Below are 20,988 nucleotides of genomic sequence, written 5' to 3'. Positions count from 1 at the left end.
TTGATGCCCCCACCCCGGCTGCTCCCACGGCCCCAGCGCCGATTGCGCCGGCGCCCGCCGCACCGGCAGTCGCTCCGCCGGCCACGATGGCGCCTTCGCAGCCGGGCACCCAGCCGAACACGGCCGCGCCAGCCGAGGCCGGACCTTCGACGGCGATGGAATTGACCTTGCCGCATGACCTGTCGCCATGGGGCATGTTCATGGCGGCCGATATCGTCGTCAAGGCGGTGATGATCGGGCTGGCCTTTGCCTCCCTCGTCACCTGGACGATATGGCTGGCCAAGTCGCTGGAGCTTTTCGGCGGCAAGCTGCGCATCCGTCGCGCCGTGCGGGCGATCGGCAAGGCCGCCACGCTGAAGCAGGCCAGCAGTACCCTCGACCGCAGCGGCGGCCCGGGCGCGCTGCTGGTGCGGGCGGCCGAGGAGGAGACCGCACTCTCAGCCGGCGCCCTCGATCATGTCTCAGGCGATGGCCTCAAGGAACGGGTTACGTCGCGCCTGTCGCGCATCGAGGCGGCGGCGGCGCGGCGCATGTCACGCGGCACCGGCGTGCTGGCGACGATCGGCTCGACCGCGCCCTTCGTCGGCCTGTTCGGCACGGTCTGGGGCATCATGAACGCCTTCATCGGCATCTCGCAGGCGCAGACCACCAATCTCGCCGTGGTCGCGCCGGGCATCGCCGAAGCGCTGCTGGCCACCGCGATGGGCCTGGTCGCGGCCATACCGGCCGTCGTCATCTATAACGTCTTCGCCCGCTCGATAGCCGGCTATCGGCAGATCCTCGCCGATGCCTCGGCAGGGGTCGAACGACTGGTCAGCCGCGACCTCGACTTCCGCACCGTCGCGCCGGCCGCGCCACTGGCAGCGGAGTAGCGCCATGGGAAGCAGAATCCGACAGACCATGGATGACGATCTCGAGGAAAGCCACGAGATCAACGTCACCCCGTTCATCGATGTCATCCTGGTGCTGTTGATTATCTTCATGGTCGCGGCACCGCTGGCCACGGTGGATGTCAATGTCGACCTGCCGGGTTCGACCGCAACGCCCGCGCCGAGGCCCGAGACACCGCTGTTCCTGACGCTGAAGGACGATCTGACGCTGGCGATCGGCAATGACGGCGTGCCACGCCCGGCTTTCGCCGCGACGCTGGACGCCAAGACCAAGGGCGACAAGCAGACGCGCATCTTCCTGCGCGCCGACAAGGCGGTCGCCTATGGCGACCTGATGGAGACGATGAACCTGTTGCGCGGCGCCGGCTATCTGAAGATCGCGCTGGTCGGCCTGGAGACGGCTCCCGCGTCCAATGCCCCCGCGCCCACAGCCACCGGTGCGGCGGCGCCATGACGCAAGCGGTCGCCGTGCCCTCGGTCCAGATGTCGCGCTTCGGCTGGCGCGACCTTGGCTTGTGGGCCGGTGCTGCCGCGCTGGTCCTCGGAGCCCATGTCGCGGTCGCCTATGCAGTGCAGAATCTCACCATGGTCACCGAAGCGGACGGCGGTCCGCCACCGGCCCAGGTGATCGAGATGGCGCCGATGGTGGTGATGCCGGCCGTACAAGAACAGGTCGCCGCGCTGGACGCGGTGACGCCAGATCAGACCGAACCGACACCGACGACCGAGCCGACACCTGAAGAACCGGTCGAAAAGGCGGAGCCGGTTGTCGAGCCGCCGGAAGCGGTCGCGCCCGACGAGGCCGAACCCAACCGGACCGAAACGACTGAAGAGGCCGATCAGCCGCCGCCGGATGAGGTCATCCCGGATGTTGTCGAGGCTGTCACGCCAGACGTCGTCATTCCCTTGCCGCAGCCGAAACCGGTCGAAATTGTCAAAGACAAGAAACCGGTCGAGGCCAAGGCGAAAAAACCTGTCGAGAAGCCCAAGCCGCGGCTTAAGAAGGAGAAGGCGGCTCCGCCGAAGACGGCAACCGTCGCCAGCGCCGACGCACGGCCCGCGGCCAGGACCGCCGCGCCGAAAGCAGCGGAATCGACGTCGCGCTCCGGCGACTCCAGCAAATGGGACTCCCGTCTGGGTGCCTGGATCAAGCGGCACACGCGCTATCCCAGTTCTGCCAAGGCCCGAGGCGTGGAAGGCAGGCCGTATGTCGCCTTCACGGTCGACTCGTCCGGCCGGGTCCTGTCTGCCAGGCTCTCTCGTTCCTCCGGGGATGCGGATCTGGACCGTGCGGCGCTCGCCGTGCTGCAAGGCGCCACGGTGCCGGCACCGCCGCCGGAACTCGGTTCGCGTCTGAGCCGTACAGCGCCGTTCGTGTTCAGCCTGCGCAACTAGGACCGAATTTGGTCTAAGCGGCCTGTCAGTAGGCCAGCGACAGGCTCAGGGCCTCGACCTGTTCGAGATAGAAACGGCATTTCGTGCGCAACAGCCCGAGGCTCGGGTCATCGGCTCCGTTGATTTCGATGGTCTGCATCATGAAGTCGAAATGGGCGTGGAAGGCGTCCACTGTACCCCAGAGACTGTCGGCCTGGCAGCTGTCGGCAATCGCCATCGAGACGAGTTGGCGGGCCTCGATCTGCGCGGCGACAGGCGATGGCGGCCGCCTGACGATCAAGACGTCGAGCCGGCTGAAAATGCTTTCCCTGGCATCGACGCTTCTGATGTTGGCTATCATGTTCATGTGCAGGTCCCCTTGGCATTCCAGACGCGCAATAGGTTCCGGTCTGAAATTGAAAAACTGGTGAGCAGAGCATTTTCAGCGGCGCCAATGAGCGCGTGGCGTTTTGGCGGGCGACATGCATCAAGCTAGCGCGACCGGATGCCGGTCCTGCGGGCAGGATGCAATCAGGGCCGGGATGGCGGTTGCATCGGAGGGATGGCCCCTGATGATGTTGGCGACCTCGGCATCTGCCTGCTCGAACCAGTAGACCATGTCGGCGCGGTGCAGGTCCGTCGCGGCTTTCTTCAGCAGCGGCAGCAGGCTTTGCAATGCGCACAGCGTCTCCCAGCGGTTTGGCCGCGAGGTCGAGCCGGCCACCGCGCATGCTGACGATTGCATCTCGTTAGGCTCTCCGTGGCTGGGCGGCGCGATTGTCTTTTGCCTGCGCCTTGGGGTGCAGCGGGTTGCCGCTGAGCTGCGCGTGCCTGGCTGGCCGTGCGCCGCGAAGAACGTCGAAGGCCTCTGCATAGGCCATGCCCAGCAGATAGGAGATCATCGGAAAACGGCTTGCTTCGGCCATTTGCACGAGCTCATTGGTCATCGACGAAATATATTGAAGACTATCGATTTCCGACTGGCGTAAGGATTGATTTGGCACGTGCTGCTCCTGTCTCTGGTTATACCCTGGGAACGCGTTACTGGCCGAATACACATTGTTGGTCGACTAATTGATGGATTGGCCCGCGGTGGAGGGATCTCTTTCCGGGGTCGAGAGGGTCAAGGCATAGATCGGTGCGTCGGTGAGGCTGTCGAGACCAAGCAGCCGCTTGATCGCGGAATGACTGAGCGCGGCTGTCGGGCAGGCCGACAGGCCATGATTGGTCGCCGCCAGCATGATGTTCTGGCCGATATGGCCGGCCTCGATCAGCACGACACGATAGGCGTTGGCGTCCTCATATTTCCACATCGTGCGGTCGAGCCTGGCGCAAAGCAGGATCAGGCACGGCATGGCGTCAGCCCACTCCTGTCCGCCGACCAGTTCGGAGATCTTCGGCAGATGGTTCGCGGAAATCCTGCCAAGGTCGTGGTCGGCGGCGGAATAGTGATAGACACCGGGTTCGAGGCCATCGACGCCGAGCGCGACCACATAGGCCTCATAGGGATTTCGCGCGCCGCCGGAAGGGGTCATGCCAAGCGGCAGGGTGCCGACGCAATTGGCGGTCTCACCGATGATGCCGAGCCCTGCGAACAGGCAATCGGAAAGCTGTTTGGCCGTGATGGTGGGCTGAGCCGCCGTGCGGTTGGTGCGGCGCCGCGCCATCAAGCCAAGAAGTTCGTTGTCTTCCAGTGCATTCGGCAGCTGGATGGCGCCGGCGGAATTCTTGAGCAGGAGGTCCGGCTGCGGCGTATGGCCGGCGCGTTCCATCTGCCGCTCTTCCGCTTGCTCGATGGTCATGTATTCGCTGTCCTGGACGCAGAAATGCATCAGCGCCGTCGGAAGCCCCCAACTCCATTGTCCTGAAAACTGTTCCTCCTGCTCGGCGAGAGGCGATCCGGCGGTGACCAGGGCGGAAAAATCGAGCAACCGGGGAACGACAGCTTTCAGCTCGGACTTCGACCAGCCATGGGCGCGGGCAATGTCCGCCGTCGATGCCCATTTGTCCCACGATGCGAGAAGGCCGACCATATCAGGGCTGCATTCAAATACGCTTCTGGTCAGGAAGTTGCATGCCGTGACCTTGTTCGGGCCAGGGTAGAAAACAAGCGTTTTCGAAGAGCGCATTTTCATGAAGCTGGATGCCATCTGCGGAGCCGAAGCGCCGACAAGCGAACCGCTCGTCGGCGCAGAACGGCTTCAGCGCTTGTTGTAGTGCATGCCCTGCGAAAAGAAGACGGTCTGCGTGCCGGCGGCAATCGTCAGCTTCGGAGTATTGGTCACTTTCTTGGCCATTTTTATCCCTTTCCTGACCCCAATCTGGGATCCGTTGAAGGACCCCCGGAACGGGATCCGCGCGAAGAAAGGTAAGGTCGGAAGAGTTAATGGTTTGTTAAAATTATAGTAAAACCACGAGTCGAAGGCGGATGCGTGGATTATCTTTCTTGGTACCAAAGTGTAAAATATCGATTTTATTCAGATACAGAGTAGACAATCGTTGGCGTACGCTTTATCGGCGTACGCTTATTCTTAATTGGCGTAAGACACGGCGATCCGAGGGATTAGCCCAACCCGTCCCGGGTGAGGCTGACAACCAGTTGGTCGACGCCCGGATCGTCGAGACTGATGACATGCGCCATGCTGATGGCATCCCTTGCGTGGATGTTGGCAATGTCGCGCCGCATGATGACGGACACGAATGCCGGGCCGGCCTCCGTCAGAAGCATGGCCTTGCCCATCAGCACCGGTTCGGAGATGGGAGCCCATTGCACGGAGATCAGCGACGGCTCTCCGGTCTGGCGGCGATTGATGCCGCTGAAATAAATCCAGTTCAGCCGCGAGATCGCCACGCCATAGTGATTGCCGCGCGCTCGTGCCCAGGTCGATCCCCGGCGCTCCGACCACCCGGTGACCCGTCGAAAGGTGACCAATTCGGCTTCGCGCCGCACGAAGGTCACCGAGCGCACCAGGAGGTCGAGGCGGCCCGGGATCGAGAAATAGGTGAAATAGGTGCCGCCCGCGATCGAAGGGCTGGGAGGGCGGATCATCTGGTTGAACAGGCTCTCGGACACCGGCGGCAGGCCGCGCATCACTGGCTCGGGTGTGCCGGGATCCTGGTACAGTTCCGCCTCGTCGATGCGAAAGTAGTCGCATATCAGCTTGGCTGTGGCCTTGTTGGGAACGGTCTGCCCTTGCAGGTAGCGTTCGAACTGGGTGCGATTGATGTGCAGCTCACGGCATACCGCGCTTACGGAGGCATGGTCCTTGCACAGCCGTCTAAGGTTTGCAGCGAGATTCTCGCGAATTGACACGTCTTTGCTTCCGCAGGCGGATTTTTCATTTCGACTCGAAATCCATATAGCGTCTCCGGTCGCCCCCGCCGAAACGCCTTGGCCACAACGCACAGAAAAAACTGATTTGGTAACGTCAATTTAGTGGGGCGGTTTGCAAAAAAAACGGAAACAATCGACGAGCGCTTCCGCCATAAGTCCAATTGACAAAAGTCTTGCCGGAGATTGCGAAAACAGGCGGCGCGGCGCGCGGCCTTTTAGGCGCGCCGGCACGGCAAATGCCAGCCGTGGAGGCCAGCCCGGACGAGCGTCGCGGACTGCATATGGCGCGGAGAGCGAGGAATTAATCCGCTGGTGGAGCTGAGGAGGATCGAACTCCTGACCTCGTCATTGCGAACGACGCGCTCTCCCAGCTGAGCTACAGCCCCGTCCAGCGGATGGGCGCATTTATCGGGCGCCGCGGTTTCCTGTCAAGGCGGAGGTTTGCCGAAATCCAGTGGCCTGGCAGCCGTACCGGCGCACCGTGGCAGGCGGCCCTTGCCGGTTTCGCGTGCAATGGCTACATGTCGGCAACAATTGGAGACCGGCATGCTCGCCCTCATTCAGACAATCGTCATGGCGCTCGACCTCTACTGGTGGATCATCATCGCATCGGCGATCTTTTCCTGGCTTTACGCCTTCAACGTCGTCAACTCGCGCAATCAGTTCGTCGGTTCCATCGGCAACATGCTCTATCGGCTGACCGAACCGGCGTTGCGGCCGATCCGCCGTTTCATGCCGGACCTTGGCGGCATCGACATCTCGCCGATCATCCTGCTTTTGATCCTGTTCTTCCTGCGGCAGTTCATATTGACCAGTGTGGCGCCTCTGGTCCTGTGAGGCCGATGATCGTATGAGCGCGCCGTTTCGCCTGCGCGATGATGGCGTCGAGCTGTTTGTCCGGCTGACGCCGAAGGCTGCGCTGGACAGGCTCGAAGGCATCGAGACCACGGCGGACGAGCGAAGCCATCTGAAAGCGCGCGTCCGCGCCGTGCCGGAAAACGGCGCCGCCAATCATGCGCTCGAAAAGCTGATTGCCAAGGCGATTGGCGTGCCGGGGTCCGCCGTCTCGGTTGTCGCCGGCGGCACGGCGCGGCTGAAGACCGTGCGCATTGAAGGCGATCCGGAGACGTTGGCGAAAAGCATCGAGGCGCTCGGCCATCAGGCCTGATGTCCTTGCCGGAGGGTCAATCCCCCAGCGGCAAACGCGGATCGTCAACTTTCAACGTGTTGACGCTCTGCTTGATGCGGCGCAGATTTTCCAGAACCCTTGGTCCGCGCGTCTCGGCGACCGAGGTGACGATCATGTCGACGATCGACAGCAGCGCATAGCGCGACGATGTCGGCTTGTAGATATTGCCGTCTTCCAGCGACTGGAAATGGATGACCGTGTCGGCGACCTTGGCGAGCGCGGAGTCCGGCGGGGTGATGGCGATCGTGGTGGCGCCATATTGCTGGGCGACCTGCACCGCATCGATGACCGATCGTGCATAGCCGGAGACGGAGAAGGCGATCAGCGTGGTGTCGGGGGTGGCGACGGCAGCGTACATGCGTTGCAACTGTCCGTCGATTTGCGCCAGCACGGACACGCCAAGCCTGAACAGCCGGTTCTGCATTTCGGTCGCCATCATCGACGAAATGCCACCGGAGCCGATGCACAGCACATTGCCGGAAACCGCGATGCGTGCGGCGACGGCGACCAGCGTCGTCATGTCGAGGTTTTCGCTGGCGCGCTGGATGGCCGATATCGCCGCTTCGGTGATGGCGGAAGCGATGCGCTGTTCGCGGGCATCGCGGCTCAACGGCTCCGGCGACAGATACTGGCCGCCGATGGCGATGGCTTGCGCCAGATAGAATTTGAAGTCGCGCAGGCCCTCGCAGCCGAGGTTGCGGCAGAACCGCGTCACCGTCGGCTCGCTGACACCGACGCGCGCGGCAATTTCCGAAATCGCCGCCTTGGAAACGAAGTCGAGGTCTGCCAGCACGAAGCCGGCCAGCTTGCGATCCGACTTCGTTCCGTCCTGCGACATCAGCTGCAGGCGCGTGATGATGTCGGCCGGCGTCTTCATGCTGATATTTTCATAGAGGCAGGCCCGTCGCCTTGTCGAACAGATGGATGTTGCCGGGATCGACCGAGACCGGCAGCAGGTCTCCCGGCCTGACCGGCACCCTGTCACGGAACACGGCGCGTACCGTATCAGCACCGATAGCGCCATAGACATGTGTTTCGGAGCCGGTGGGCTCAACGACATCCACCCTGATCGCCATCGCGTCGACAGCCTCGCCGATGACAAAATGCTCGGGGCGGATGCCGGCCTCCACCGCGCTGTCCGCCGGCACCTGTTTGCCGGCAAGCGCCAGCCGCCCGCCGCCGGCCGATTCGAACCAGGTTTTCTCAAGCGTCGTCTTGAGCGAACCCGAGACGAAACTCATCGACGGCGAGCCGAGGAAGGAGGCGACGAACTTGTTGGCCGGCCTGTCATAGAGCTCCAGCGGCGCCCCGACCTGCTGGATCCTGCCGCGATCCATCACGACGATGCGGTCGGCCATGGTCATAGCCTCGATCTGGTCGTGGGTGACGTAGACGATCGTCGACTTCAGCCGCTGGTGCAGCGCCTTGATCTCGACTCGCATCTGCACGCGCAATTGTGCGTCGAGATTGGACAGCGGTTCGTCAAACAGGAACACAGACGGTTCGCGCACGATGGCGCGGCCCATGGCGACGCGCTGGCGCTGGCCGCCCGACAGCTGGCGGGGATAGCGGTCGAGATAGGAGAAGAGATTGAGGACCCCCGATGCCTTCTTGACCTTCTCATCGATTACCGTGCGCGTCTCGCCGCGTATCTTCGGGCCGAAACCGATATTGTCCGATGCCTTCAGATGCGGAAACAGCGCATAGGACTGGAACACCATGGCGATGTTGCGCTGCTGCGGCGGCAGCGCGTTGGCGCGCACGCCGCCGATCAACAGATCGCCGGAAGTGATCGTCTCCAGGCCGGCGAGCATGCGCAGCAAGGTCGACTTGCCGCAGCCGGACGGGCCGACCAGGACGACGAACTCGCCGCTCTTGATATCGAGGCTGATGTTCTCGAGGATCTTGTGCTGCCCGAAGGATTTCGACAGGTCGCGGAACTCGACGTCGGTCATGCTCACGCTCCCAATATGTCGTCGATGAAGGGCAGGCAACCGGCGGTCAGTCCCGCGTCCACGGGCATCACCACGCCTGTTACTCCCGATGCGCGATCGGACGCAAGGAAAGCGACGGCTTCCGCCACTTCCGCAGCGTTGACGATGCGGCCGAGCGGATAGAGCCGCTGCAATTTGCCGAGGATTTCGGGATCCTTGGCAAGGCGGTGGTCCCAGGCGGCGGTGCGGATCGATCCGGGGCAGACGACATTGGCGCGCAGGCCGCTGCGGCCGAGCTCGACGGCGATCGCCTTGGCATAGGCGTTGATGCCGGCCTTGGCCGCGGCATAGGCGGGATTGCCGAAATGCGCGATGGCGTTGACCGAGGAGATGAAGACGACGCTGCCGGAGCCACGGCTGGCCATCGCCTTGACCAGCGGATCGGCGAAATTCATCACGCCGGTCAGGTTGAGGTCGAGTTCCTGCTCAATCCTGTCGGGGTTGAGCGCGGGGAGCGTCTCGGCGCGCGTCCAGCCGGCATTGTTGATGAGAATGTCGGGCACACCGTCCCGGTCGAGGATGGCGGCGATCGCCGTGGCTATCGACGCCTTGTCGAGAAGATCGAAGACGTGGCGGGCGGCAAAATGCGGGCTCTTCAACGCCTCGCTCGACTGGTCGCAGCCTACGACCCTGGCGCCCCTTTGCGCCATCAGCGCCACGATGGCCGTACCGAGGCCGCCGCCCGCACCCGTCACAACGACAGTCTTGCCCTCGAATTCGGCCCTGCCTTCGAGTTCCGTTTGCGAAACCACCGTGCGTCATCCTCCGGGACCTCCGACAGGTCGTATCAGGCCTAGTCCACAAAATGTAATTAAGCAACATAATAATCTGCTTGCAAGCCCTCAAATCCTCGATAATGTAGGAAAGTCACATAAATCTTCTGCTTGGGTAACGAAGAGGCGCGCAGGCGCAAAAATCAAAATGGGAGAGTTCAAATGAGTCTTGCAAAATGGACTATCGGCCTGATGGCCGGAATGAGCATGCTGGCAATTGCGGCGCAGGCGGATGCGGGCGAGGTGCGGGTCACCGTGGCCGAGTACAGCGCCAAGACTGGCCCTTATTTCGACAGCGTCAAGAAGGAATTCGAGGCGGCGAACCCCGGCATCACGGTCAAGTTCGAAGTGGTGCCGTGGGATGTGCTGCTGCAGAAGCTGACCACCGACATCACCGCCGGCACCAATGCCGATCTGTCGATCATCGGCACGCGCTGGCTGATCGACTTCGTCCAGCAGGATGTCGCCGAACCGCTCGACGGCTACATCAAGCCCGACTTCAAGGACCGCTTCATCGACACCTTCCTGTCGCCCTCGATCATGGATGGCAAGACCTACGGCCTGCCGATCGCGGCCTCGGCGCGCGCCATGTATTACAACAAGGAGCTGTTCGAGAAGGCCGGCATCGCCAAGCCACCGGCAAACTGGACCGAGTTGCAGGAAGATGCGCGCAAGATCAAGGCTCTGGGGTCGGGCACGTTCGGCTTCGGCCTGCAGGGCAAGGAGATCGAGACCGACGTCTATTACTATTATGCGATGTGGTCCTACGGCACGGAAATCCTCAACAAGGACGGCACTTCGGGCCTGAGCACGCCCGGCGCGCTTGAAGCCGCCAAGCTCTACAAGTCGATGATCGACGAAGGCCTGACCGAACCCGGCGTCACCTCCAACAACCGCGAGGACGTGCAGAACCTGTTCAAGCAGGGCAAGGTCGGCATGATGATCACCGCACCCTTCCTGTCCAACCAGATCAAGGACGAGGCGCCGAACCTGAAATACGGCGTTGCGGCCATTCCCGCCGGACCGACCGGCGCGCGCGGCACCTATGGCGTCACCGATTCCATCATCATGTTCAAGAACTCCAAGAACAAGGACGAGGCCTGGAAGCTGCTCGATTTCCTGTTCACCACGGAGCAGCGTGCCAAGTTCACACAGGGCGAAGGCTTCCTGCCGGTGAACAAGGAAGAGGCTAAGATGGACTACTACGTCAACAATGCCGATCTGGCCGCGTTCACCGCTCTGCTGCCCGACGCCCGCTTCGCGCCGGTCATCCCGGGCTGGGAAGAGGTCGCCCAGATCACGTCGGACGCCATGCAGAAGATCTATCTCGGCGGCGACCCCGAGGCAGGCCTGAAGGACGCGGCGGCCAAGGCCAATGCGGTGCTGAAGAAGTAGGGGCAGTGCTGAAGGAATAGGGCGTATCTCCCTGCGCCCGTGGCGCGCCCCAGATTCAGGCGGGGCGCGCCACATCTTGCAGCCTCGAGCAGAAAGATAGTTCGTCGATGTCAACGCCGCCCAGCCAGGCTCCTTTCCTCTCCCACCGGAGGGGGGAGAGGTGGCTCGGCGAAGCCGAGACGGAGTGGGGGAACCACCTGGCAGCCACCGCGAACGGATATAGGAAGAGCACCAGGCGCAAGCCTCGCCTTGCGCCCAAGGGGTCGACCCCCACTCCGTCGAGCTTCGCTCGACACCTCTCCCCCGATCGACGGGGGAGAGGAAAGGGGCCCTTCCGCAACTGCTGCGGAGAACGGACGAGCAGGTGAGGGCAGCGCCGACGGTTGCAAGGAATCCTGAAGCGGTGCCCTGAGAAGAACGAGGCCGGACCAAGTCAATCTGTTAAGCCAGCGAAATCCAATCTCCCCGCAACGCGGTACAAAGCCAGCCGATGCAAAATCGTTTCTTGCCCTATCTCCTGACCTTGCCCAGCCTGTTTCTGGCGGCGGTGGTCATCTTCTGGCCGGTCTGGGACCTGATCCAGATCTCGACGCATGACGTCAGCCGCTTCGGCCAGCTTCGTGACTTCAACGACTTCGCCAATTTCGCGGCACTCGCTGCCGATCCCGATTTCACGGCCGCGCTTTGGCGCACCGGCCAATGGACGGTGATGGTGGTCGGCGGCGCGCTTCTCTTGTCGATCCCGGTGGCGATGATCCTCAACACCGATTTCTATGGCCGCGGCATTGCCCGCGTCATCATCATGCTGCCCTGGGCGGTGTCGCTGACCATGACTGCGGTGGTCTGGCGCTGGGCGCTGAGCGGCGAAAGCGGCATGCTCAATTCGGCGCTGATCGGCCTCGGCCTCATCGATCACAACATCCAGTGGCTGGCGAGTGCCGAAACCGCCTTTCCGATGCAAGTGCTGATCGGCATCCTGGTGACGGTGCCGTTCACGACGACGATCTTCCTCGGCGGGCTGTCGTCGATCCCGGACGATCTCTACGAGGCGGCGGCGCTTGAAGGGGCGACGCCGCTGCAGCAGTTCCGCGAAATTACCTTTCCGCTCCTGAAACCGTTCATCAACATCGCCATCGTGCTCAACACCATCTACGTCTTCAATTCCTTCCCGATCATCTGGGTGATGACGCAGGGCGGGCCGGCCAACTCGACCGATATCCTGGTCACCCATCTCTACAAGCTGGCCTTCCGCATCGGCAAGCTGGGCGAAGCATCGGCGGTGTCGCTGGTGATGTTCGCCATCTTGCTGGTCTTCACCATGATCTATGTGCGGCTGGCGATGCGGGAGCAACGCGCATGACGAGCAAGCTCAAGCGTTCGATCATCGCCTGGCTGCTGCTGGCGCCGCTGATCGCGGTGACGCTCTTTCCCTTCGCGGTGATGTTCCTGACCGCGGTCAAGCCGAGGCAGGAAGTGCTGTCGCCGACCTGGTGGCCGAGCGAATTCCGCTGGTCGAATTTTTCCGACATGTGGGTGGCGACCGGCTTCGGCCAGGCGTTGCTCAATTCGCTCTACGTGTCTGTGATCGCCACCGTAGGCGCCATCCTGATCTCGGTTCCGGCGGCCTATGCGATGTCGCGCTTCCGCTTTGCCGGCTACGGCGCCTTGCGCCAGTTCCTGCTGATTTCGCAGATGATCTCGCCGATCGTGCTGGTGCTCGGCCTGTTCCGGCTGATGGCCGCCTGGGGCCTGGTCGAGAGCACGACGGCGCTCGGCTTCATCTACATGGCCTTCAACATCGCCTTCACGGTGTGGATGCTGCAGAGCTATTTCGACACCATCCCGCGCGATCTCGAGGAAGCCGCCTGGATGGAGGGCGCCGGCCGCTGGCTGACCTTGCGCAAGGTGTTCCTGCCGCTCTGCCTGCCGGCGATCGCGGTGACGGCGATCTTCACCTTCATCAACGCCTGGAACGAGTTCGTCGTGGCGCTCACCATGCTGCGCAGCCAGGAAAGCTACACGCTGCCGATCCAGGTGTTTTCGCTGGTCGCCGGCCGCTACACCATCGAATGGCATCACGTCATGGCCGCGACGCTGCTGGCGACCTTGCCGGTGGCCATCCTGTTCATCTGGCTGCAGCGCTACCTCGTCAGAGGCCTGGCGCTCGGGGCGGTCAAATAGCGCCTATTCACGGACGGAGCTTTCATGCGCATTTTCACCGCCTCGCTGGCGACGGAAACCAACACCTTCTCGCCGGTGCCGACCGATAGGGCTTCGTTCGAGATGGCCTTCTATGCCGGGCCCGGCAAGCACCCGGAAACGCCGACGCTGTGCTCCTCGCCGATGGTGGCGCTACGCCGGCGTGCGGTGGCCGAAGGCCTCGATGTCATCGAAGGCACCGCCACCTGGGCCGAGCCGGGCGGCCTGGTGCAGCGGCAGACCTATGAGGCTTTGCGCGACGAGATTCTGGGCCAGCTCAAGGCGGCGCTGCCGGTCGATGCTGTCATCCTCGGCCTGCATGGCGCCATGGTGGCGCAAGGCTATGACGATTGCGAAGGCGATCTGCTCGAACGGGTTCGCGCAATGGTCGGGCCGGAGGTGGTGATCGCCGTGGAACTCGATCCGCACAGCCATCTGACACCGAAGCGCGTCGCGGCCTCCGACATTCTCGCCTATTTCCTCGAATTTCCGCACACCGATTTCTACGAGCGCGGCGAACATGTCGTCGAGCTTGGCCTGGCAGCAGTGCGTGGTGAGATCAACCCTGTCATTTCGACCTTCGACTGCCGCATGATCCAGGTGCTGCCGACCAGCCGCGAGCCGATGCGGTCCTTCGTCGATCGCATCAAGGCGCTGCACGGCAAGGACGGCGTGCTGTCGGTCTCCGTCATCCACGGCTTCATGGCGGCCGATGTGCCCGAGATGGGCACGCGCATCCTGGTCGTCACCGACAATGACAAGGCCAAGGGCGACGCGCTGGCGGAACGGCTCGGGCGGGAACTCTACGCGCTGCGCGAAAAGACGGCGATGACGATGCTGAGTGCTGCCGACGGCATCGATCGGGCGCTGGCCGTGCGCACAGAAAATCCGGGCAAGCCGGTGGTCATCGCCGATATCTGGGACAATCCCGGCGGCGGTGTGCCCGGCGACGGCACCTTCGTGCTGCGCCAGATGCTGGCGCGTGGCCTGGACAGGTTCGCCGTCGCGACCATCTGGGATCCGATTGCGGTCACCTTCTGCCTGGCGGCAGGCGAGGGCGCAATCATCGACCTGCGCTTCGGCGGCAAGGCCGGGCCGCAAGCCGGCGAGCCGATCGATGCGCGCGTGCGCGTGCTGAAGGCGGTTGCGGAGGGCTGGCAGAGTTTCGGGCCAAGCCGGGTGACGCTTGGGCCGACGGCGCTGGTCCGCCTCGAAGGCACCGAGGTCGACATCATCCTCAACACCAACCGCACGCAGACTTTCGAGCCGGATATCTTTTCCAACATCGGCGTCGATCCGCTAGCCAAGGACATGCTGCTGATCAAGTCGACCAATCATTTCTACGCCGGCTTCGAGCCGATCGCCGCCGAGATCATCTATGTCTCGGCGCCGAGTTCGTATCCCAGCAATCCGGCGGTGACCGATTACAAGAAGCTGACAAGGCCGGTGTGGCCGAGGGTGACGGATCCTTGGAAGCTGCCAATCTCCCCCACGAGGGGGGAGATTGGCTAATCACACCAACCCGCGCTTGGCCATCATCGCTTCCGGCGACGGCATCTTGCCGCGGAAGGCGGTGTAGAGTTCTTCCGGATCCTTCGAGCCGCCGGCCGCGTAGATGTTCTTGCGCAACCGCTCGGCGAGTGCCGGGTTGAAGGGGTCGCCGGTTTCCTCGAAGGCGGCAAAAGCATCGGCATCGAGCACTTCCGACCACATGTAGGAATAGTAGCCGGCCGAATAGCCTTCGCCGGAAAAGACATGGCCGAAATGCGGGGTGCGGTGACGCATGGCTATGGTGTCCGGCATATGCAGTTCTGCAAGCGTTTCGGCTTCGAAACGAAGCGGCGCTTCAGGCGCCTCCGCCCGCGCGTGATAGGCCATGTCCATCAAGGCGGAGGCGGTGAATTCGACCGTGGCGAAGCCGGCGCCGAAGGTGCGCGCGGCCAGCATCTTGTCGAGCAGCGCCTTGGGCATCGGCTTGCCGGTCTTGACGTGCAGCGCGTGCTTCTCCAGCACTGCCGGCACGGTCAGCCAGTGCTCGTAGAGCTGCGAAGGCAGTTCGACGAAATCGCGGCTGACCGAAGTGCCCGAAACCGAGGGCCAGGTGACGTCGGTCAGCATGCCGTGCAAAGCATGGCCGAACTCGTGGAACAGCGTTTTGGCCTCGTCGACCGACAGCAGAGCCGGCTCGCCCACCGGCGGCTTGGCGAAGTTCATGATGTTGTAGATGACCGGGCTCGCACCGTGGCCGAGCCTGTAGCCGGATTGCAACGCGCTCATCCAGGCGCCGGATCGCTTTGACGGCCGGGCGAAATAGTCGGCCAGGAAAAGGCCGCGCTCGCTGCCGTCGGCATTCTTCACCACGAAGACGCGGGCGTCCGGATGCCAGGCCGCGATGTCCTTTTTCTCTTCGAAGGTGATGCCGAACAGCCGTGTCGCCACGTCGAAGCAAGCGTCGATGATCCGGTCGAGCTGCAGATAGGGTTTCAGTTCCGCCTCGTCGAAGGCGAATTTCTCCGCGCGCAGCTTCTCCTGGTAGAAGCGCCAGTCCCAGGCAGCGAATTTTTCGTTGCTGCCGGCTGCGGTGGCCAGCCGTTGCAATTCGATCTGGTCGCTTGCTGCCTTCTCAAGCGCCTTTTCCCACACCGGATCGAGCAGCGCGTGCACGGCCTTCGGCGTCTTGGCCATGGTGTCATCGAGCTTCAGCGCGGCGAAAGAGGCATAGCCGAGCAGCTTTGCCTTTTCGGCCCGCAGGCGCAGCATGTCGCGCACCACGTTCGTGTTGTCGGTGGCGCCGCCATTCTGGCCGCGCATGGTGAAGGCGCGGAAGGCGATCTCGCGCAGATCGCGGCGTTCGGAGAAGGTCGAGAACGGCTCATAGATCGAGCGCGACAGAGTGACGGCATAGCGGCCCTTCTGGCCGCGTATCTCGGCCGCTTCGGCCATGGAACTTTTCACGAAGTCCGGCAGGCCGGCAAGGTCGGCTTCATCGAGGAACAGCGCCCAGTCGCGCTCGTCGGCCAGAACATTCTGGCCGAAAGCTGTGCCGAGCGAGGACAATTCCTCGCTGATGCTTGCCAGCCGCTTCTTGCCGTCGGCGTCGAGCTTGGCGCCGGAACGGACGAAGCCCTTCCAGGTCTTTTCCAGCACCCGCAAGGTCTCGGCGTCGAGCTTCAGGCTCTCACGGCGCTGGTAGAGATCGTCGATGCGGGCAAACAGCCGCTCATTCATTGAAATCGCCGAGAAATGCCTGGACATTTTCGGCGAGATGTCGCGCTCTAGCGCCTGGATCGTCTCATTGGTGTAGGCGCCGGCGCGGCACCAGAAGATCGACGAGACACGATCGAGCGCTTCGCCGCCGAGTTCCAGCGCGGCAAGCGTGTTCTCGACGGTCGGCGCATCCTTGTTGCCGGCGATCGCCTCGATCTCGGCCTCGTGCGCCTTCAGCGCCGCGTCGAAGACCGGGGAGAAGTCGCCGTCGCCAATGCGCGTGAAATCGGGCAGGCCGAGCGGCCCCTGCCACGCGGTCAGCGGATGGGCGGCGAGGTCGACGGCTTTCGTGGAAGGCATGGACAGTCTTTCGTTGGTGAAGCAGGCAGGTGGGTCGTACCCGATGTAGGGCGCGGCCGGCGGACCCGCAATATGCGGATTTGGCCGATATCGCCCTCAAAAGCCGTCGCAGTTTTCGGCGATCGCCGCTTGTGAACTGGCGGTGATGCGGTTGTCGGTGACCGCGAAAGTTTCCTGCATCAGCATGTCGTTGTTGGGGAAATCGTAGCAGGCGACCACCGTGGTGACGCCGCCTTCGCTTTTCTCGATCCGGTGCCGGATCGCAGCACCGGCAACGGCACCTTTCCATTCGTCGATCGAAGCGATGAATTCCTGCTTGCTTTGCACGATGCCGAGGTCGTCCAGCTTGATGCGGACATCGTCGGCGAGCAGGTCGGACAGTTCCGTGCGGTCGGCGACCAGCAGCGCCGAATACCAGCGGCTGATGAGGGCACGATCATCGGCGCGGGCGGCAATAATCGCCAGCAGCAGTGCGGCCGCCACAAAAGCGACCGACCTGATGTTCACCAGCTTGCGCGCCGCCGCGTTCATCCCAGCTCCGGCCGTTCGAAATCGCCAGTCTCCTTGTTCATCGTCCAGAGTTCGCCGGTCGAGATATCGAACCAGGCCCCATGCAGCGACAGCCGTCCCTTGCCTTCGAGAATCGAGACGCAGGGAAAGGTTCTGAGGTTGGCGATGGAATAGCGGATCGAGATGCGCTCCAGCGCGGTCTGGCGCTCCGAAGCGGTCATGAAGGTGCTGGAGGAGACGGTTTCGGCCGCCGGCGCGATCAGGCTCATCCACTTGCCGATGAAGTCGCCCGGCGACAGCGGCGTGGAATTGGTGTCGAGCGCGGCCCGGATGCCGCCACAGCGGCCATGGCCCATGACGACGATGTTCTTGACCTTGAGGCTCTGCACGGCGAATTCAAGCGCCGCCGAGGTCGAATGGAACTCGCCGTCGGGTGCATAGGGCGGCACCAGATTGCCGACATTGCGCAGCACGAAGAGTTCGCCCGGCCCAGCGTCGAAGATCGCCTCGGGCGCCGAACGCGAATCGCAGCAGGCGACGATCATCGTCTCCGGCGCCTGGCCTTCGCGAGCGAGATCGCGATAGCGCCCGCTCTCGGTGAGATAGCGGCCATTCATGAAATTGCGATAGCCGGCGAGAAGATGTTCAGGGAGATGGGACATGGGCGGCGTCTGGAGCCTTTCCGAGTTGGATGCGGCAGCTCGTTGCGGTCTAGAGAGGCTCTAGCGGCAAAAGCCGGTCGCGAGCAATGCAGAATTATGAGGGCTGGCTAGAAATGCCATGCATCCAGCGCAACCGTGGCCAACAGCGTCACGCCCAGATGGCGACGGGAATGCCAAAGCTATCGCGGCCCGGCGGGTCGGGAAACGGCCGCGCCTCGCCGCTGGCGATGCGACCGGCGATCAGCGTCATCGCGGCTGCGTCGAGGAAGTCATCAGCGGCGGCACCGCGGGGCGGCGGCTGGTCGAGAAAGCCCTTATCATAGCCGAGCCGGCAGAGCAGCGCCTTGCGTTCCGCCATGCCGGCCGGATTGATGCTGCCCTTGATCTTCTTCGGCAGTTGCATGGCTTGATCGCCGTTCAAGCGGCAGAAAGCGACTTCCGGATGGGATTCGAACACGCGGCCGCGCAAATCGGGCCGCGCGATCAGCAGGGCGTCGATCTCGCGGATCTTGGCAAAAATGCCGAACGCCTGGATCGAGACGCCGCGCGGCGGATCGGATGTGGTCAGGGCCACCGCGCTTGCCCTGATGTGCGCGGCATACCAGGCTTCGATGGTGGTGAAGCCGTTGGTGTCGGCATAGAGCGCGGCACGGGACGGGATCGAGAAGACACTGGACTGGCGTGCCCCGAGCAGCGGCCGCACCAGGGCTTCGGGGCCGCGCCCGCCCTTGCCCGAAAAGCCGGGCAGGCCGATCGGCATGTCGACGGCGATGACAGCGTCTTCGGGAAGGGATGCGAGCAGGGCAGTGAAGGTTGCAAAGACACCGACCGACGGTGCCATGCCAAAAGTTCGTCGGACGGCGATCCAGCCGGCCTTGCAGCCATCGACGCCGACAAGTACGGCCTCAGTCGATGTCACGCCCGGCGGCCCCGCCCTGGATGTGTGAGGTGGCGAAGCTGGACCATCGCCATCGGATGCGACAGGCTCTGCGCATCGGTTTCTAGCTGCAGTTCGTCGCCGCCGCGCTTGGCAGTGCGTGCCAGGATCTCGTAGACCGCCGCCGTCGTCGATTGCAGCGCCTTGATCGGTGGCTGGCCGGACAGGATGCGTGCCAGGTAGACGGCCGCCGTCAGATCGCCCAGGCCGTTCGGCGGCTTGTCGATCAGGCGGTGTTCGGCGAGCAGCGCCTGGCTGCTATCGAGCAGGAGGTTGCCGGTGCCGCCCGTCATCATCGACGGCGCCGAGGTGACCAGCATGGTCGATGGCCCGGCATGCAGCGCCGCCGCGATCACCGATTTCATGTCTGGCAACGCGGCGCCGGCCATCCATTCCAGTTCGTAGCGGTTAGGGGTGGCTATGTCGGCGATCGGCATCAGCCGATCGCGCATGGCGATGGCGGTCGGTTCGGGCACATAGAGGCCGCCCGAATCACCCATCACCGGATCGCAGATATAGACGGCGCCGGGCGTCCTTGCCTTGACCGCGGCGACCAGCGAGGCGACGGCCTCGGCCTGGCCCGCCTCGCCGAGATAGCCGGACAGCACGGCGCCGACCTCACCCAGCCATGGCGCCCGCTCGAGATCGGCCATCAGAGCCTTGAACTCGTCGAGCGGCGGCACGATGCGCGTCGCGCGCCCATGGCCGGGATGCCAGGGCAAGATGACGGTCGGCACCGCCCAGACCGGGAACCCCAGGGTCTCCAGCGCAAAGACGGCGGCACGGTTGCCGACCGAGCCACGCGCGACATGGCTGGAAATGACGATGACCGCACGCGGCGCGTCGGTTTGTTCGGCGCTCATTGTCGTTTGATTCCTAACTGCCCCGGATGACGTAAAGCACGAGCCAGACCATCAGGCCCAGCGCCAGCAGCAGGCCCAGCGTGCGGCCAAAGCGGGTGCCCCAGACTTCGATCGGATCGGCACGATCGGCATCGGCCGCGGTGACGTGATCGTGCATGCCTTTCGCTGCCCGCGCTACAAACGAGTTGCCGGCCGGATCCGTCTCGCGCGCAATGCGCTCGAGGATACGGCGCGATTCCTTGTCGCTGTCCTGGCGTTCCGCCATGATGATGTCCCGTTTTGCCGGACCTTATCGCGTTCGCACGGCCAATCACAGAGCCTTGCAGCGGCACCGGGCGTGCCAGGCGAGGGGCTGCCGGCGCGGGCGGTTTTCTTGCGCGCTGATTGTGGTAATGCTTCGCGTGCAACTTCTACCGAGGGACCCCATCATGTTTGCCCAGCGCCTTGCCTTGCCGTCCACGTTCCGCACGCTGCCCGCCTTCCTGATGATGGCGATCGTGCTGCCGCTGCTTGCAGGCTGCGGCTATAACACCATCCCGACGGCGGAAGAAAATGCCAGGGCGGCATGGAGCGAGGTGCTGAACCAGTATCAGCGCCGCGCCGACCTCATCCCCAACCTGGTCGAGACGGTCAAGGGCTATGCCTCGCATGAAAAGGATACGCTCGACGCGGTGGTCGAGGCGCGCGCCAAGGCAACGCAGATCACGGTAACACCGGAAACGCTGAAGGATCCCGAAGCCCTCAAGAAGTTTCAGGATGCCCAGGCGGGGCTGACCAGCGCGCTGTCGCGGCTGATCGCGGTCTCGGAGGCCTATCCCGACCTCAAGGCCAATCAGAACTTCCTGGCGCTGCAGGCGCAGCTCGAAGGCACCGAGAACCGCATCGCGGTGTCGCGGCGCGATTACATCCAGGCGGTCAGGGACTACAATCTGACGCTGAGGACGTTCCCCTCGATGCTGTGGGCGACCTTCTGGTTCCGCGGCAACGAGCCCTTCGCCAATTTCACCGTCGCCGAAGACAAGATGCAGCCGCCGAAGGTCGATTTCGGCACGAAGCAGGGCGGGTGAACGTCCACTGTCATCGGAATAAATCCCCCGAAATGACGGGCTGCTGGCGTGCAAACACCCCCCTCTGTCCTACCGGACATCTCCCCCTCAAGGGGGGAGATTGGCAGCTTCGGCGCTGACGCCCATCTTGCGACGTTGAAAATTGGTGAAAGTGGAGATGGCGGCCAATCTCCCCACTTGAGGGGGAGATGCCCGGCAGGGCAGAGGGGGGCGCTCCGGAACGCAAGCCTAGGG

General features: G+C 63.4%; 24 protein-coding genes and 1 tRNA gene. 10 read left to right on the top strand and 15 right to left on the bottom strand.

All coding sequences use genetic code 11. From position 1 onward, the window contains the following. From exbB to EN932_RS08885, 3 genes are all read left to right on the top strand, one after another. Positions 1-872, top strand: an 872-nt coding sequence (exbB, locus tag EN932_RS08895; protein WP_245483264.1) for a tonB-system energizer ExbB, incomplete at its 5' end; no start/stop codon positions are given. A gap of 4 nt (positions 873-876) precedes the next feature. Next, on the top strand, positions 877-1,344 hold the full coding sequence (gene exbD, locus EN932_RS08890; RefSeq protein WP_127368168.1) for a TonB system transport protein ExbD: 468 nt from the start codon (positions 877-879) through the stop codon (positions 1,342-1,344). Next, complete coding sequence (locus tag EN932_RS08885; RefSeq protein WP_127368167.1) at positions 1,341-2,285, top strand: energy transducer TonB; 945 nt, start codon at positions 1,341-1,343, stop codon at positions 2,283-2,285. The genes exbD and EN932_RS08885 overlap by 4 nt, the downstream gene beginning before the upstream one ends. Positions 2,286-2,310: 25 nt before the next feature. Here EN932_RS08885 and EN932_RS08880 read toward each other — a convergent pair whose 3' ends face one another. From EN932_RS08880 to EN932_RS08850, 6 genes are all read right to left on the bottom strand, one after another. After that, positions 2,311-2,631 (bottom strand): hypothetical protein, encoded by a 321-nt coding sequence (locus EN932_RS08880; protein ID WP_127368166.1) that lies wholly within the window; start codon positions 2,629-2,631, stop codon positions 2,311-2,313. A 120-nt stretch (positions 2,632-2,751) separates the two neighbouring features. After that, positions 2,752-3,009, bottom strand: a complete 258-nt coding sequence (locus EN932_RS08875) for a hypothetical protein (protein WP_127368165.1) — start codon at positions 3,007-3,009, stop codon at positions 2,752-2,754. 4 nt (positions 3,010-3,013) lie between these two features. Beyond that, complete coding sequence (locus EN932_RS08870; protein WP_224700463.1) at positions 3,014-3,190, bottom strand: hypothetical protein; 177 nt, start codon at positions 3,188-3,190, stop codon at positions 3,014-3,016. A 144-nt stretch (positions 3,191-3,334) separates the two neighbouring features. Further along, positions 3,335-4,297 carry a SagB/ThcOx family dehydrogenase gene (locus EN932_RS08865; RefSeq protein WP_224674654.1) on the bottom strand — a complete coding sequence of 321 codons (963 nt, stop codon included), beginning with the start codon at positions 4,295-4,297 and terminating at the stop codon, positions 3,335-3,337. Between the two features lie 530 nt (positions 4,298-4,827). Continuing rightward, positions 4,828-5,577 (bottom strand): helix-turn-helix transcriptional regulator, encoded by a 750-nt coding sequence (locus EN932_RS08855; RefSeq protein WP_013528976.1) that lies wholly within the window; start codon positions 5,575-5,577, stop codon positions 4,828-4,830. 331 nt (positions 5,578-5,908) lie between these two features. After that, positions 5,909-5,984 (bottom strand) — tRNA-Ala (locus EN932_RS08850). Positions 5,985-6,144: 160 nt separating this feature from the next. Between EN932_RS08850 and EN932_RS08845 the strand changes: the two genes are divergently transcribed. Together EN932_RS08845 and EN932_RS08840 are read left to right on the top strand one after the other, a co-directional pair. Continuing rightward, positions 6,145-6,435: a YggT family protein gene (locus EN932_RS08845; RefSeq protein WP_013528977.1), complete on the top strand. Its 291-nt coding sequence runs from the start codon at positions 6,145-6,147 to the stop codon at positions 6,433-6,435. A gap of 13 nt (positions 6,436-6,448) precedes the next feature. Further along, the gene (locus EN932_RS08840; RefSeq protein ID WP_013528978.1) at positions 6,449-6,766 is read left to right on the top strand and encodes a DUF167 domain-containing protein; all 318 of its coding nucleotides are present in this window, start codon (positions 6,449-6,451) and stop codon (positions 6,764-6,766) included. Positions 6,767-6,782: 16 nt separating this feature from the next. On the opposite strand, the gene EN932_RS08835 is transcribed toward EN932_RS08840, so the two are convergent. From EN932_RS08835 to EN932_RS08825, 3 genes are read right to left on the bottom strand one after another with little or no spacing between them, the layout of a single operon-like run. Next, a complete protein-coding gene (locus EN932_RS08835; RefSeq protein ID WP_013528979.1) occupies positions 6,783-7,664 on the bottom strand; it encodes a MurR/RpiR family transcriptional regulator in 882 nt (293 codons plus the stop codon). A 10-nt stretch (positions 7,665-7,674) separates the two neighbouring features. Further along, the gene (ugpC, locus tag EN932_RS08830; protein WP_013528980.1) at positions 7,675-8,742 is read right to left on the bottom strand and encodes a sn-glycerol-3-phosphate ABC transporter ATP-binding protein UgpC; all 1,068 of its coding nucleotides are present in this window, start codon (positions 8,740-8,742) and stop codon (positions 7,675-7,677) included. Between the two features lie 2 nt (positions 8,743-8,744). After that, on the bottom strand, positions 8,745-9,533 hold the full coding sequence (locus tag EN932_RS08825; RefSeq protein WP_013528981.1) for an SDR family oxidoreductase: 789 nt from the start codon (positions 9,531-9,533) through the stop codon (positions 8,745-8,747). Between the two features lie 183 nt (positions 9,534-9,716). Here EN932_RS08825 and EN932_RS08820 point away from each other — a divergent pair, with 183 nt between their 5' ends. The 4 genes from EN932_RS08820 to EN932_RS08805 all read left to right on the top strand — a co-directional run bounded on the left by EN932_RS08820 (position 9,717) and on the right by EN932_RS08805 (position 14,660). Beyond that, a complete protein-coding gene (locus EN932_RS08820; RefSeq protein ID WP_127368162.1) occupies positions 9,717-10,949 on the top strand; it encodes a sugar ABC transporter substrate-binding protein in 1,233 nt (410 codons plus the stop codon). 490 nt (positions 10,950-11,439) lie between these two features. Beyond that, positions 11,440-12,309, top strand: a complete 870-nt coding sequence (locus EN932_RS08815; protein ID WP_024504714.1) for a sugar ABC transporter permease — start codon at positions 11,440-11,442, stop codon at positions 12,307-12,309. Continuing rightward, positions 12,306-13,130, top strand: a complete 825-nt coding sequence (locus tag EN932_RS08810) for a carbohydrate ABC transporter permease (RefSeq protein WP_127384654.1) — start codon at positions 12,306-12,308, stop codon at positions 13,128-13,130. The genes EN932_RS08815 and EN932_RS08810 overlap by 4 nt, the downstream gene beginning before the upstream one ends. A gap of 24 nt (positions 13,131-13,154) precedes the next feature. After that, positions 13,155-14,660 carry a M81 family metallopeptidase gene (locus EN932_RS08805; RefSeq protein ID WP_013528985.1) on the top strand — a complete coding sequence of 502 codons (1,506 nt, stop codon included), beginning with the start codon at positions 13,155-13,157 and terminating at the stop codon, positions 14,658-14,660. On the opposite strand, the gene EN932_RS08800 is transcribed toward EN932_RS08805, so the two are convergent. The 6 genes from EN932_RS08800 to EN932_RS08775 all read right to left on the bottom strand — a co-directional run bounded on the left by EN932_RS08800 (position 14,661) and on the right by EN932_RS08775 (position 19,952). Beyond that, positions 14,661-16,715: a M3 family metallopeptidase gene (locus tag EN932_RS08800; protein WP_013528986.1), complete on the bottom strand. Its 2,055-nt coding sequence runs from the start codon at positions 16,713-16,715 to the stop codon at positions 14,661-14,663. Positions 16,716-16,811: 96 nt separating this feature from the next. Beyond that, positions 16,812-17,246, bottom strand: coding sequence for a hypothetical protein (locus EN932_RS08795; RefSeq protein ID WP_013528987.1), 435 nt, complete (start codon positions 17,244-17,246; stop codon positions 16,812-16,814). Beyond that, positions 17,243-17,887: a carbonic anhydrase gene (locus tag EN932_RS08790; RefSeq protein ID WP_013528988.1), complete on the bottom strand. Its 645-nt coding sequence runs from the start codon at positions 17,885-17,887 to the stop codon at positions 17,243-17,245. Before EN932_RS08790 ends, EN932_RS08795 begins: the two co-directional genes overlap by 4 nt. A 148-nt stretch (positions 17,888-18,035) precedes the next feature. After that, positions 18,036-18,806 carry a DUF429 domain-containing protein gene (locus tag EN932_RS08785; protein ID WP_013528989.1) on the bottom strand — a complete coding sequence of 257 codons (771 nt, stop codon included), beginning with the start codon at positions 18,804-18,806 and terminating at the stop codon, positions 18,036-18,038. After that, entirely contained in the window at positions 18,803-19,687 is an 885-nt protein-coding gene (pdxY, locus tag EN932_RS08780; RefSeq protein WP_064995967.1) for a pyridoxal kinase PdxY, read from the bottom strand. The genes EN932_RS08785 and pdxY overlap by 4 nt, the downstream gene beginning before the upstream one ends. A gap of 13 nt (positions 19,688-19,700) precedes the next feature. Continuing rightward, positions 19,701-19,952 carry a hypothetical protein gene (locus tag EN932_RS08775; RefSeq protein WP_013528991.1) on the bottom strand — a complete coding sequence of 84 codons (252 nt, stop codon included), beginning with the start codon at positions 19,950-19,952 and terminating at the stop codon, positions 19,701-19,703. 163 nt (positions 19,953-20,115) lie between these two features. Here EN932_RS08775 and EN932_RS08770 point away from each other — a divergent pair, with 163 nt between their 5' ends. Continuing rightward, positions 20,116-20,754: a LemA family protein gene (locus tag EN932_RS08770; protein WP_013528992.1), complete on the top strand. Its 639-nt coding sequence runs from the start codon at positions 20,116-20,118 to the stop codon at positions 20,752-20,754. Positions 20,755-20,988: the final 234 nt, after the last annotated feature.

Origin of the sequence: Mesorhizobium sp. M7A.F.Ca.US.002.01.1.1, assembly GCF_004022955.1 — a bacterium.
Classification (GTDB): domain Bacteria; phylum Pseudomonadota; class Alphaproteobacteria; order Rhizobiales; family Rhizobiaceae; genus Mesorhizobium; species Mesorhizobium ciceri.
Note: the sequence above shows the minus strand (reverse complement) of the source record. Positions and strands in the feature narration are given on the sequence as shown.